The following is a 13,294-nucleotide window of genomic DNA, read 5'->3' as shown; positions in this document are numbered from 1 at the left end:
CGGTGAGCGACTGATGCGCTTCCCATCGCCGTGCTCCGCGCGCACGCGGGGATGAGGCGTTTAATCTTGTGGCGTGAGTGAGCCACTGGTCGAGCGCATGCGGGGATACGGCGAGACGATCTTCGCCGAGATGTCGGCCCTTGCACTCCGGACCGGGGCCATCAACCTGGGGCAGGGCTTTCCGGACACCGACGGCCCGCAGGGCGTGCTGGACGCCGCCGTGGACGCGATCCGGTCGGGCGCGAACCAGTATCCGCCCGGTCCGGGGACGGCCGAGCTGCGCGAGGCGGTGGCGGTGCAGCGGCTGGGGCGGTACGGGCTGTCGTACGACCCGGCGACCGAGGTGTACGTGACGGTCGGCGCCACCGAGGGCATCGCCGCGTCCGTGCTCGCGCTGGCGGGGCCGGGCGACGAGGTCATCGTCTTCGAGCCGTACTACGACTCCTACGCGGCCGTGATCGCGCTGGCCGGGGCGGTGCGCCGGCCCGTGATGCTGCGCCCGGTGGAGGGCCGGTTCACCTTCGACCCGGACGAGCTGCGCGCCGCCGTCGGGCCGCGCACGAAGGCGGTCCTGGTGAACTCGCCGCACAACCCGGCCGGCACCGTCTTCACACGGGACGAGCTGGAGGCGATCGCCGGCGTCTGCCGCGAGCACGACCTCGTCGCGATCACCGACGAGGTGTACGAGTACCTCACGTTCGACGAGGCCGAGCACATCCCCCTCGCCACCCTCGACGGGATGCGCGAGCGGACGGTGTCGGTGTCGTCCGCCGGCAAGTCCTTCTCGGTCACCGGGTGGAAGACCGGCTGGGTCACCGCGCCCGCGCCCTACGTCCGGGCCGTCCAGACCGTGAAGCAGTTCCTCACCTACGCGGTCGGCGCCCCCTACCAGCTGGCCGCCGCGTACGCGCTGCGCAACGAGATCCCGTGGGTGGAGGAGCTGCGCAAGTCGCTCCAGGGCAAGCGCGACCGGCTCATCACCGGCCTGGAGGCCGCCGGGTTCACGACGTACCGGCCGCAGGGCACCTACTTCGTGCAGGCCGACATCCGGCCGCTCGGGTTCACCGACGGCATGGAGCTGGCCCGCGCCCTGCCGGAGAAGGCGGGCGTCGTCGCGATCCCGACGCAGGTGTTCTACGACCACGCCGAGGCCGGCGCCCACTTCGTCCGGTTCGCGTTCTGCAAGAAGGACGAGGTCATCGACGAGGCCGTGGAACGCCTCGCCCGCCTCCGCTGAGCGGCCCGCCCGCCGGGTAGGCCCGTCCGGGTGAGAAATCGCGGACGGGCCTGTAAACGCCGCCGCCCCCGCGGGATTACCACACGACAACCGACCCCGACGGGAGGTCTTCGTGGATGATCCCGAATCACGGTTCACCCGCCTGTACGACGAGAACCACCGCCGCGTCCTCGCCTACGCGCTCACCCATGCCGAGCCGCACACGGCCGAGGACATCGCCGGCGAGACGTTCCTGATCGCCTGGCGGCGCCTGGACGCCGTCGCCGACCCGCCGCTGCCGTGGCTGCTCGGCGTCGCCCGCAACCTGCTGTACAAGCAGCGGGACCGGGGCCGCCGCGACCACGTCCTCGCCGCGCGGATCCGCGCGCTGACGACACCCGCCGACCTCGCCGCCTGGGACGTCGCCGAGCACGTCGTCGAACGCGAGGCCGCGCTGGCGGCGATCGCCGCGCTGCCCGGCCGCGACCTGGAGATCCTCGCGCTCGTCAACTGGCACGGCCTGGACGCGCGGCAGGCGGCGACGGTCATGGGCTGCTCGGCGCCCGCGTTCGCCGTCCGGCTGCACCGGGCCCGCAGGCGCCTCGCCCGCGCCCTCGACGCCGCCGGGCCCGCGCCGGCCCGCCCCGTACCCGCCGCCCCGGCCGCCCGGGAGGCGGCCCGATGACCACCGGAGAGACGATGCCCGGAGAGACGATGCCCGGAGAGAGCAGGCCCGACACGGTCTTCCGCGCGCTGAGGCCGGCCGTGCTCGACGAGCTGGCCGAGGACGGCCACGCGCGCCGCCGCGACACCGACCTGGCCCGCGCCATGAGCGCCGCCGCCGAGCCCCGCCCGCGCCCGCGCGTCCGCCGTCCCGTGCTGCTCGCCGCGGGGGTGGCGGCCGCCGCCTGCGCCGCGGCCGGGGCCGTTGTCCTCGCGGGCGGCGATGGGGCACCGCACCCGCCCACGGCGGAACAGGGGCCCGCCGATGCGCGGACGTTCCTGCTGGCCAGCGCCACGAGGGCGGCGAAGGCGCCGGCCGCGACCGGCCGCTACTGGTACAACCGGCAACTGACGACGATGGACGTCGGCGGGCACCGCAGGGTCGTCGCCGGCACCGGGCCGGACGCCCGCAAGGTGGACAAGAAGATCCCCTACAAGGCGTCCATCGAGACCCCCGGGGAGGTCTGGCTCGCGCGCGACGGCGGCAAGGGACGCAAGGTCGGCGGCCCCGAGAAGCTCGTCTTCCCGACCGCCGCCGACAGGGCCCTCTGGAAGAAGGACGGCTCGCCCCGCCTCGTGTCCGGCTCGAACGGGAAGCGGGTCTGGGAGGGGCCGACGCGGCTGAGCCTCGGCAACGGGGAGATGACCGCCGGGCAGCTCGCGGCCCTGCCCGCGGACCCGGGGCGCCTGTCGGCCCTGCTCCGCGCCCGCTACGCGCGCGACCTGAAGGCGCCGGAGAACCCGTACAGGGGGACCTTCACCGCCTACGTGTGGGGGATCGCGCACGACCTGCTCGGCGGGCCGATCACGCCGGGCACCAAGTCGGCGCTGTTCAAGGTCCTCGCCGGGCAGCCCGGGATCCGGCTGATCGGGAAGACCGCGGACCGGCTCGGCCGCCCCGGCATGGCCGTCGCCGCGACGTCCGCCCCGGACGGCGGCGCGGGCGCGACCGAGTCCCGCCTGGTCATCTCGGCGACGACCGCCGACCTCCTCGAATACCGGATGCGGGAGCAGGGGGAGGGGACGGTCGCGACCACCTACGAGGAGATGGGCTGGGTCGGCTCGCTCGGCGCGCGCCCCTAGAAGTTGCCGAAGAAGCGGCGCTCGTTGGGCGGATTTCGCCCGTGAGCGCCGCCCTTCGCGCGGGTTAGCGTCCGTCCCGTGACCTGGAACGGCGGGGGATCGCTCAGCGGCGAGCGGATCCTGATCGCGCTCGGCGGCAACGCCATGACCGCGCCGGACGGCAGCGCGGCGCCGGACGCGCAGGCGGCGGCGATCGAGGCCGCGATGGCGCCCGTCGCGGACCTGGTCGCGGCGGGCGCGCGGGTCGCGCTCACCCACGGCAACGGCCCGCAGGTCGGCAACCTGCTGATCAAGAACCAGCTGGCGGCGGGCGTGGTGCCGCCCGTCCCGCTGGACTGGTGCGGCGCGCAGACCCAGGCCACCGTCGGCGTGATGATCATGAATGCGCTGGAGCGGGCGCTGTGCGCGCGGGGCGCCGCCCGCCCGGTGTCCACGGTGGTGACGCGGACGCTCGTGGACGCCGCCGACCCCGGCTTCACCGCCCCCGCCAAGCCGATAGGCCGGTACTTCCCCGAGGAGCAGGCGCGCCTGTCCATGGCGCGCGGGGAGAGGTGGCGGCCGTTCGGGGAGCGGGGCTGGCGGCGCGTCGTCGCCTCGCCCGAGCCGCTGGAGATCCTGGACGCGGACGCCGCGGCGGCGCTGCTGGACGCCGGGCACGTCGTCGTCGCCGCGGGCGGCGGGGGAGCACCCGTCGTCCGGGCGGACGGGGCGCTGCGCGGCGTCGAGGCCGTGGTCGACAAGGACCTGGCCGCGCAGCTGCTGGCCCGCCGCCTCGGCGCCGCGACGCTGGTCATCGCCACGGACGTGGAGAACGCGATGACCGGGTTCGGGACGCCCGCGGCCCGCCCCCTGCGCCGCACCACGGTCGCCGAGCTGGCCGGCCTGGCCGCCGCCGGGCACTTCGCCGCCGGCAGCATGGGCCCGAAGGTGGAGGCGGTGCGGCGGTTCGTCGCGGCCGGCGGGCGCCGCGCCGCGATCGCGTCGCTGGCCCGGCTCGGCGACGCCGCCCGCGGCAGGGCCGGGACGGTCGTCGAGGCGTGACCCACGGACCCCGGCAGGGTAGAGACCGATGCGACCGAGCAGCTGAGGAGCGATGACGTGCCCGATCCGATCGAAGTCCGCAAGATCCCCATCGAGTCCGTGACCGACGCGTCCGGGCTGGCCCGGCTGATCGACGACGGCGTCCTGGAGGCCGACCGGGTCCTCGCCGTCGTCGGCAAGACCGAGGGCAACGGCGGCGTGAACGACTACACCCGGCTGCTGGCCGACCGGGCGTTCCGCGAGGTGCTCCTCGCCAAGGGCACCCGGAGCGCGGACGAGGTGGCGCGCGTCCCGCTGGTGTGGTCGGGCGGCACCGACGGCGTCCTCAGCCCGCACGCCACCGTGTTCGCCACCCTCGACCCGGCGCAGGCGCCCGCCTCGGACGAGCCCCGCCTGTCGGTCGGCGTCGCGATGAGCGACGTCGTCCTGCCCGAGGACATCGGCCGGCCCGCGATGGTCGAGACCGTCGCCGCCGGCGTCCGCGAGGCGATGAAGACCGCCGGGATCGACGACCCGGCCGACGTCCACTACGTCCAGACCAAGACGCCGCTGCTCACCCTCGACACCATCAACGACGCCAAGTCGCGCGGCCGCGACGTCGTCACCGAGGACACGCTGAAGTCGATGGACATCTCCAACTCGACCACCGCGCTCGGCATCGCCGTCGCGCTCGGCGAGATCGCGATGCCGTCCGCCGGGCACATCCACCGGGACCTGTCGCTGTACTCGTCGGTGGCGTCGTGCTCGTCCGGCGTCGAACTCGACCGGGCGCAGATCGTCGTCGTCGGGAACGTGCGCGGCATCGGCGGCCGGTACCGGGCCGGCCACGGTGTGATGAAGGACGCACTGGACGCCGACGGCGTCTGGGACGCGATCAGGTCGGCCGGCCTCGACCTGCCCGATCGGCCCCGCACCTCCGACCTCGGCGACCGCCTCGTCAACGTGTTCATCAAGTGCGAGGCCGACCCGAGCGGCTCGGTCCGGGGGCGCCGCAACATCATGCTGGACGACTCCGACGTGCACTGGCACCGGCAGATCAAGGCGTGCGTCGGCGGCGTCGCCGCGTCCGTCACCGGCGACCCGGCGGTGTTCGTGTCGGTCGCCGCCGTCCACCAGGGCCCGTCCGGCGGCGGCACCGTCGCCGCCATCGCCGACCTCGGGTGACCGATCGACCGCGGACAGTATCCGAATCGATACGCGCGGCGGTCGCCGGAGGCTATAGCCTTCCTGCCGTGTCCGGACTGACGATTCCCGAACCACTGATCCCCGGGGACGACGGGAGCGCCGACCCCCGGCTGTGCGAAGCGCTGGCCGGGTACGCGGCCGGGCGGGTCGGCGCGCACACGGTGCTGCGGCGGCTGCAGGGCGCCCGGCTGCTCGTGCCGATCGTCGCCGTCCTCACCGAGGAGGAGGAGGTCGCGCCCGGCGAGCTGCGGCGCGAGAAGAACAGCGAGATGGCGCTGCCGACGCTGATCGGGGACGACGGCCGCCGCGGCGTGCTCGGCTTCACCTGCACCGAGACGATGAAGGCGTGGCGCGCCGACGCCCGCCCGGTGACGGTGCGCGGCGGCGACGCGTGCCGCGCCACCCTCGACGAGGGCGCCGACGCGCTGGTCGTGGACGTGGCGGGCCCGGTCCCGTTCGCCGTGGACGGGCTGCGCCTGCACCTGCTCGCCGAGGGCCGCCCCGTCCCGCCGCCGCACGAGGACCCGGACGTCCTCGCCGCCGTCGAGGCCGCGTTCGGCTCCGACCCGTCCGTGACCGGCGTCCGGGTGACCGAGGGGACGTCCGCCGAGGTCGCGGTCCGGTTCGCGGTCGTGCCGGGCCACGACGAGCGCGGCACCGTGCAGCGGGTGTCCGACCGGCTCGCCGAGGTGCTCCGCGGCCGCATCGTCGGCGGCGTGGAGCTGAACGTCCTGCGCCGGTAAATCGTTCGCTTCCGCCGGGGGCGCCTTGGCAGGCTGGGCCCATGATCGACGTTGACTCCTTCATCACCGACGGGTTCGTCCGCGTCGAGGGGGCGTTCTCCCGGGAGCTGGCGGACGAGTGCCGGGCGATCCTGTGGCGGGACACCGGCTGCGACCCCGGCGACCCCGCCACCTGGACGCGGCCGGTCGTGCGGCTCGGCGACTACGCCCAGGAGCCGTTCCGGGCCGCCGCGAACACGCCGCGCCTGCACGAGGCGTTCGACGCGGTCGTCGGGAAGGGCGCCTGGCTGGCGCGCGGCAGCCTCGGCACGTTCCCGGTGCGGTTCCCCAGCGACGACGCGCCCGGCGACGACGGCTGGCACATCGACGCGAGCTTCCCCGGCGACGACCCGGCCGATTTCATGTCCTACCGGGTGAACGCGGCGTCGAAGGGCCGCGCGCTGCTGATGCTGTTCCTGTTCTCCGACGTCGGCGACGACGACGGGCCGACCCGGATCCGCACGGGCTCCCACCTGGACGTCCCGCCGATCCTGGAACCCGCCGGGGAGGGCGGGCTGGCGTTCATGGACCTGGCGCGGAAGGCCGTCCCGGCGACCGAGCACCGGCCGCTCGCCCTCGCGACGGGACGCGCCGGCGACGTGTACCTGTGCCACCCGTTCCTCGTCCACGCGGCGCAGGAGCACCGCGGGACGCGTCCCCGGTTCATGGCGCAGCCGCCGCTCGCGCCGTCCGGCCCGCTCCCGGCGGACTCTCCCGTGCGCGTCGCGATCGAGCGAGGTCTCGGGCGCTTCTAGGCTTGTCCTTTCGCGCCCATTGGAGATTCCCGTGCTGACGATGCAGGACGCCCTGATCAGGCTCACCGACTACTGGGCGGGGCGCGGCTGCCTCGTCGCGCAGCCGATGAACACCGAGGTGGGGGCGGGGACGCTGAACCCGGCCACGGCGCTGCGCGTCCTCGGCCCGGAGCCGTGGCGGGTCGCCTACGCCGAGCCGAGCGTCCGCCCCGACGACTCCCGCTACGGCGACAACCCGAACCGGCTGCAGACCCACACCCAGTTCCAGGTGATCCTCAAGCCGGAGCCGGGCGACGCGCAGGAGCAGTACCTCGGCAGCCTCGCCGCGCTCGGCATCGACCTGCGCGCCCACGACGTCCGGTTCGTGGAGGACGACTGGGCGTCGCCCGCGCTCGGCGCGTGGGGGCTCGGCTGGGAGGTGTGGCTGGACGGCCTGGAGATCACCCAGTTCACCTACTTCCAGCAGTCCGGCGGGCTGACCCTCGACCCCGTGTCGGTCGAGATCACCTACGGGATGGAGCGCATCCTGATGGCGCTGCAGGGCGTCTCCCACTTCAAGGACATCGCGTACGCGCCCGGCATCACCTACGGGGAGGCGTTCGGGCAGGCCGAGTACGAGATGAGCCGCTACTACCTGGACGACGCCGACATCGCGGCGAACCGGGAGCTGTTCGAGGCGTACGCGGCCGAGGCCCGCCGGATGCTGGACGCGCGGCTGCCCGTCCCCGCCCACACCTACGTGCTGAAGTGCTCGCACGCGTTCAATGTGCTGGACGCGCGCGGCGCGATCGGCACCACCGAACGGGCCCGCGCGTTCGCCCGGATGCGCGGCCTCGCGCACGAGGTCGCCGCCCTGTGGGTGGAGCGCCGCGCCGAACTGGGACACCCGCTCGGCGACGCGGCGGTGCGGCCCGCCCCTGCCGAGCCGGGCGGCGAGCCGGGCGCCGAGCCGACGGCCTTGCCGGACGCCGCCTCGGCGGGGACGTTCGCGCTGGAGATCGGCGTGGAGGAGCTGCCGCCGCACGAGGTCGCGCGGACGGCCGAGCACGTCGCGGAAAGGCTGCGCGACGGGCTGGAGGAGGCCGGGCTGTTCACGGACGCGTCCTCGCTCGACACGGGTGCGACGCCCCGACGGATCATCATGCTCGCCCGCGGCCTGGAGGCCCGCGAGCCCGACACCGAGCAGGTCGTGAAGGGGCCCCGGATCGCCGCCGCCTACGACGCGTCCGGCGAGCCGACGCGGGCGCTGCTCGGCTTCGCGCGCGGGCACGGCATCGACGTCTCGGACGTCGGGAGGGTCGCCGTCGCGGGCGGCGAGTACGCCGGATACACCCGGACGGTGGTGGGGCGCTCCGCCGCCGAGGTCCTCGCCGCGCTGCTCCCGGAGATCGTCACCGGGCTCCGCGCCGGGAAGAACATGCGGTGGAGGGCGCCCGGCCTGTCGTTCGCCCGCCCGATCCGCTGGCTGCTCGCCCTGCTGGACGACCGGGAGATCCCGTTCACCGCGGCGGACCTGACCGCCGGGCGCTCCACGCGCGTCCACCGGACGGCGGCGTCGCCGAGGGTCGACGTGCCGGACGCCGCGTCGCTCGTCGGCGTCCTGCGCGAGCACGGGATCGAACCCGTGCGGGCCCGCCGCCGATCCCGCATCGTCGAGGACGCCGGGGCCCTCGCGCGGGACCGCGACGGGACGGTCGACACCGCCGCCGAGCACGCCCTGGTCGAGGAGATCGTCGACCTCGTCGAGGAACCGGTCGCCATCCTCGGCTCCTTCGACGCGAAGTACCTGGAGCTGCCCGAGGAGATCCTCACCACGGTCATGCGCAAGCACCAGCGCTACCTGCCAGTGCGGCGGGGGACCGGGCGGCTGCTGCCCCACTTCGTCACGGTCGCCAACGGAGAGTGCGACCACGACGCCGTCCGGGCCGGGAACGAGGCCGTGCTCCGCGCGCGCTACGAGGACGCCTCGTTCTTCTTCCGGCAAGACCTCCGGACCACGCCCGAGCAGATCAAGGAGGGGCTCGGCAGGCTCACGTTCACCGAGCGCCTCGGGTCGATGGCCGACCGGTCGTCCCGCATCGCCGCGATCGCCGCCGACCTGGCCGGCCGCCTCGACCTGGCGGCCGGGGAGCGGGCCGCGCTGGCCCGCGCCGCCGCGCTGGCGAAGTTCGACCTCGCCTCGTCCATGGTCATCGAACTGCCGAGCCTCGCCGGGACGATGGCCCGCGAGTACGCCCGCCGCGCCGGCGAGGACGAGGCCGTCGCCCGCGCCCTGTACGAGATGGAGCTGCCCCGCTCGGCCGGGGACGCGCCGCCCGCGACGGCCGCCGGAGCCGTGCTCGCCGCCGCCGACCGGCTCGACCTGCTCGCCGGGCTGTTCGCCGTCGGATCGGCGCCGACGGGCAGCTCCGACCCGTTCGGTCTGCGCCGCGCCGCGCTCGCGCTGACCGCGATCCTGCGGGACGTCCCGCGCCTCGCGCCGGTCACGGTCGGGGACGGACTCGCCCTCGCCGCCCGCCACCAGCCCGTCGCCGTCGCCCCCGGCGCGCTCGCCGAGGCCGAGCGGTTCATCGCGCGGCGCCTGGAGCAGAACCTGCTGGACGAGGGGCGGCCGGTGCACATCGTCCGGGCCGTCCTGCCGCTCGCGGGAACGCCCGCGCACGCCGCGCGGGCCGCCGACGACCTGGCGGAGCTGCTCGGGTCGGCGGCGTTCGGGCGGCTCACGACGGCGCTGCAGCGCGTCCTGCGCATCGTGCCCGGCACCGCCGAGGCCGGGTACGACCCCGCCCGCTTCACCGAGCCCGCCGAGCGGAACCTGCACGAGGCGTTCACCCGCGTCACGGCCGAGCTGACCGCCCGGCCGTCGCTGCCGGAGTTCGCCGGGACCGCGTCCGCCCTCGTCGCGCCCATCGACGCGTTCTTCGACGACGTGATGGTCATGGACGAGGACCCGGACGTCCGCGCCAACCGCCTCGGCCTCCTCGCCGCCATCAGGGACGTGGCCGCCCCCGTCCTCGACTGGCGCGAGATCGCCTGACGCGGATGCCGACCGGCCCGTCCGGTCTTCGTCAACAGTGGCCGTTGCAGCGCGCGCCCCGCCGTGGTCATGATCAAGTCATCCCGGCATGGAAGGGGCAGATCGTGACCGACGTCCACGACGCGCACGAGTTCCGGCGGCGGGGCTGGTGGCGGGACGGCACGTTCCTCGACGACCTCGACCGGTGGGCGGCCGCCGCCCCCGACCGCCCGGCGGTGGCCGGGCACGTCTGGGAGACCGGGAGCGGGCCCGACACCGTCCTCACCTACGCGCAGCTGGCCGAGCGGGTGGACCGCTGCGCGGCCGGGCTCGCCGCGCTCGGCATCGGGCCCGGCGACCGGGTCGCGATGCAGCTGGTCAACCAGTGGCAGGCGACCGTCCTCGCGCTCGGCTGCGGGCGCGCGGGCGCCGTCGTCGTCCCGTACTACATCGCGACGGGCGCCGCCGACACCGAGTGGATCCTGCGCGAGTCCGGCGCCCGCGCCGTCGTGTCGCTGGACGGGGTGCGCGGCCTCGACGTCGCCGGCACCATCGCGGGCATGCGGGACCGGCTCCCCGGCCTGCGCCACCAGATCGTGGTGGGGGACGGCGTGCCGGACGGCGCGATCGGCTTCGACAGCGGCCTGCTCGCGGCGGGCGGCCCGCCGCCCCGGCACCGGCCGTCCGGCGACGACCTCTTCCAGATCATGTACACGTCGGGCACGACCGGGCGGCCGAAGGGCGTCCGGCACTCGCACAACACGCTGTACGCGATGGCGCGCTCCTACACCGTCCCGCTGGGGCTCGGCGAGGACGACGTGCTGTCCACGCCGTGCATCGTCGGCGGGCAGGGCGGCTGGCTCTACGGGATGCTGGCGCCGCTCGTCGCGGGCGCCACCGCCGTGTGGGCGGACGCGTTCAAGCCCGGGGACTTCCTCGACCTCGCCGTCGAGTACGGGATCACCGCGGCCTACTTCACCCCGCTCGTCCTGGACGAACTGGTCGCCGAGCAGCGCGCGGACCCGCGGAAGGTCGCGCTGCGGCACATGGTCACCGGCTCCACGCCGATCCCGCCGGACCTGCCGGGGCGGTTCCTGGAGGCGTTCGGGTTCCCGGTCCGGCCGCTGTGGGGGATGACCGAGAACGGCGGCGTCACGATCGGCCGCCCGGGCGACCCGCCCGACTGGGCGGCCCGCAGCGACGGCCGCCCCGTCGAGTGGATGTCGCTGCGGCTCGTCGGCGAGGACGGCGCCGTCGTCGCCGACGGCCCGGGGCGGCTGGAGATCCGCGGCGCGAACATGTGCCTGGGCTACGAGGGCGCCGACGAGGTGTTCGCCGCCGCGCTGCACGACGGCTGGTTCGCCACCGGCGACCTCGCCCGGCCGGACGGCCGCGGCGGCATCAAGATCATCGGCCGCACCAAGGACATGATCAACAAGGGCGGGCTGCACGTCCCCGGCGCCGCCGTCGAGGGCGTCCTGCGCGCCGACCCGCGGATCGCGGAGGTCGCGGTCGTCGGGGAGCCGGAGCCGCTGCTCGGCGAGACGGTCGTGGCCGTCGTCGTGCCCGCGCCGGGCGGCCCGCCGCCGACGCTGGAGGACCTGCGCGAGCGCGTCGCGGACGCGGGCATGACGCCCGGCTACGAGCCCGACCGGCTGGAGGTCGTCGCCGAGCTGCCCAGGACACCGACGGGGAAGGTCCGCAAACGGGTCCTCGAGGAGGAGTTCGCCCGGAGGGCGCGCGCTGCCGCCGCGCAGTGAGCGCCGGGTCGCTCGCCCGCCGCCGCGCCGCGCCGCTCAGCCCGTCCCGGCGCCGGGCGCTGGCACTGACCGCGGTCGTCCTCGCCAACGTCATGGCGGTGGTCGACTACAACATCGTCAGCGTCGCGATCCCGCAGCTGCTGCGCGCCTTCCCCGGCAGCACCCTCGCCGGGCTGTCCTGGACGATCACCGCCTACACGGTGGTGTTCGCGGCCGTCCTGCTGCCCGCCGGGGGGATGGCCGACCGGCTCGGGCCCAAGCGGATCTTCCTCGCGGGGCTCGCGGTGTTCACGCTCGGCTCGGCCGCCTGCGCGCTCGCGGCCGGGCCGGTGACGCTGGTGCTCGCGCGGATGCTCCAGGCGACCGGCGGCGGCGCCGTCGTCGCGCTGTCGATCTCGGTCGGGCTGAGCGAGTTCCCCGGCCGGGCCGGGCACGCGTTCGGGCTGCTCGGCGCCGTGTCCGGGATCGCCGGCGCGAGCGGGCCCGCGCTCGGCGGGGCGCTGCTCGCGGCCGGCGGCTGGCGCTGGATCTTCCTGGTGAACCTGCCGGTCGGCGCGCTCGCGCTGGCCTGCGCGGCGGCGGGCGTCCCGGCCCGGCCCGCCGCGGGGCGCGGCCTGCCCGACCTGCTCGGCACCGCGCTGCTCGCCGCCGGGGTCGCCGCGCTGGTGCTCGGCGTCGTGCAGGGCCCCGGCTGGGGCTGGACGGCCGCGCCGACCCTCGGCGCGCTCGCCGCCGGCCTCGCGCTGACCTGCCTCGGGGTCCGCCGGTCGCTGCGGCACCCGCGCCCGGCCGCCGACTTCACGCTGCTGCGCGCCGCGACGACCGCCGTGGGCAACGCGGCGATGGTCCTGCTGAGCGTCACCCAGTTCGCGGTGGCGCTGTGCGTGGCGCTGTTCCTCACCGAGCGGTGGGGCTACTCGGTGCTCGCCGCCGCGCTCGCGCTCACGCCCGGACCGCTGACCTCGGCCGCCGTGTCCTGGCTGAGCGGGCCGCTGGTGCGGTGGGCCGGTGCGCGGACGGTCACGGTCGCGGGCGGCGCGGTGGGCGCGGTGGGCTGGTGCTGGCCGCTGGCCGCGGAGGCGCTCGGCGCCGGGCGCGGCTACCCGGTGGTGGTGCTGCCCGCCCTCGTCGTCGGGACGGCCGGGGCGGCCGCCGCGGCCGTGGCCATCGAGACGATCGCGATGGCCGCCGTCCCGCCCGCCCGGTTCGGCAGCGGCAGCGCGCTGATCATGCTGGCCCGGTCGGCCGGCGCGGCGGCCGGCATCGGCGGGCTGGCCGCGGTGCTGCACGAGCCGTCCGGGGTCGCGTTCCGGGGCGCGTGGGCGGGGCTCGCGGCGGGCGGCGCGGCGGCGGCGCTCGCCGGCGCCGCCGCCCGGGACGGGGGGCGCCCGCGGCCCCGGAGGGCGCCGCGGGCGCCGCTGCGCCGCCACCGGTGAATTCGGCGCCCGCATCCGTGAATTAGTGCGACCGAATTACCTGGGCGCAAATGCCATGGGCGGTACTGGCACCGGCCATTGTTGTGCCGCCTTCCGGCCCTTCACGGAGCGCGCACGCCGGTTTACCCCGGGGTCGTGCGCTTTTCTTCGCTGCAAATCACCACGGCGTCGTGCGCATGCGATTCACCTCCTGGTCCGATGGGGCGGGACGGGAGCGCGGAACATCACCACGGGGGCGTGCGCATGCGGTTCACCTCCTGCTCTCGCCGGGACGGGACGGACGGTCGCGGACGGTCA

General features: G+C 75.6%; 10 protein-coding genes. All 10 read left to right on the top strand.

Features of this window, described 5'->3' with window-relative positions:
- Positions 1 to 73: 73 nt before the first annotated feature.
- Positions 74 to 1,237, top strand: a complete 1,164-nt coding sequence (locus ABFX46_RS26960; RefSeq protein ID WP_346046283.1) for a pyridoxal phosphate-dependent aminotransferase — start codon at positions 74 to 76, stop codon at positions 1,235 to 1,237.
- 112 nt (positions 1,238 to 1,349) lie between these two features.
- Positions 1,350 to 1,901, top strand: coding sequence for an RNA polymerase sigma factor (locus tag ABFX46_RS26955; RefSeq protein WP_346046282.1), 552 nt, complete (start codon positions 1,350 to 1,352; stop codon positions 1,899 to 1,901).
- Complete coding sequence (locus ABFX46_RS26950) at positions 1,898 to 3,022, top strand: CU044_5270 family protein (RefSeq protein WP_346046281.1); 1,125 nt, start codon at positions 1,898 to 1,900, stop codon at positions 3,020 to 3,022. Before ABFX46_RS26955 ends, ABFX46_RS26950 begins: the two co-directional genes overlap by 4 nt.
- Positions 3,023 to 3,100: 78 nt before the next feature.
- Positions 3,101 to 4,063 (top strand): carbamate kinase, encoded by a 963-nt coding sequence (locus ABFX46_RS26945; RefSeq protein ID WP_346046279.1) that lies wholly within the window; start codon positions 3,101 to 3,103, stop codon positions 4,061 to 4,063.
- Positions 4,064 to 4,120: 57 nt separating this feature from the next.
- Positions 4,121 to 5,227, top strand: a complete 1,107-nt coding sequence (gene bar / locus ABFX46_RS26940) for a barbiturase (RefSeq protein WP_346046277.1) — start codon at positions 4,121 to 4,123, stop codon at positions 5,225 to 5,227.
- Positions 5,228 to 5,295: 68 nt separating this feature from the next.
- Complete coding sequence (locus ABFX46_RS26935) at positions 5,296 to 5,991, top strand: SseB family protein (RefSeq protein WP_163064519.1); 696 nt, start codon at positions 5,296 to 5,298, stop codon at positions 5,989 to 5,991.
- A gap of 41 nt (positions 5,992 to 6,032) precedes the next feature.
- The gene (locus ABFX46_RS26930) at positions 6,033 to 6,785 is read left to right on the top strand and encodes a phytanoyl-CoA dioxygenase family protein (RefSeq protein ID WP_346046275.1); all 753 of its coding nucleotides are present in this window, start codon (positions 6,033 to 6,035) and stop codon (positions 6,783 to 6,785) included.
- A 40-nt stretch (positions 6,786 to 6,825) separates the two neighbouring features.
- Positions 6,826 to 9,822: a glycine--tRNA ligase gene (locus ABFX46_RS26925; protein WP_346046546.1), complete on the top strand. Its 2,997-nt coding sequence runs from the start codon at positions 6,826 to 6,828 to the stop codon at positions 9,820 to 9,822.
- 104 nt (positions 9,823 to 9,926) lie between these two features.
- The gene (locus ABFX46_RS26920; protein WP_346046273.1) at positions 9,927 to 11,561 is read left to right on the top strand and encodes an AMP-binding protein; all 1,635 of its coding nucleotides are present in this window, start codon (positions 9,927 to 9,929) and stop codon (positions 11,559 to 11,561) included.
- Positions 11,558 to 12,997: an MFS transporter gene (locus ABFX46_RS26915; RefSeq protein WP_346046271.1), complete on the top strand. Its 1,440-nt coding sequence runs from the start codon at positions 11,558 to 11,560 to the stop codon at positions 12,995 to 12,997. The genes ABFX46_RS26920 and ABFX46_RS26915 overlap by 4 nt, the downstream gene beginning before the upstream one ends.
- Positions 12,998 to 13,294: the final 297 nt, after the last annotated feature.

The sequence above is a fragment of the Actinomadura chokoriensis genome (assembly GCF_039529475.1).
GTDB classification, from domain to species: Bacteria; Actinomycetota; Actinomycetes; order Streptosporangiales; family Streptosporangiaceae; genus Spirillospora; species Spirillospora bangladeshensis.
Note: the sequence above shows the minus strand (reverse complement) of the source record. Positions and strands in the feature narration are given on the sequence as shown.

Excerpts from the sequence above, each read along its gene's own strand:
- ABFX46_RS26930 (WP_346046275.1), top strand. The coding sequence starts at position 6,033 with ATGATCGACGTTGACTCCTTCATCACCGACGGGTTCGTCCGCGTCGAG.
- ABFX46_RS26950 (WP_346046281.1), top strand. The coding sequence starts at position 1,898 with ATGACCACCGGAGAGACGATGCCCGGAGAGACGATGCCCGGAGAGAGC.
- ABFX46_RS26925 (WP_346046546.1), top strand. The coding sequence starts at position 6,826 with ATGCAGGACGCCCTGATCAGGCTCACCGACTACTGGGCGGGGCGCGGC.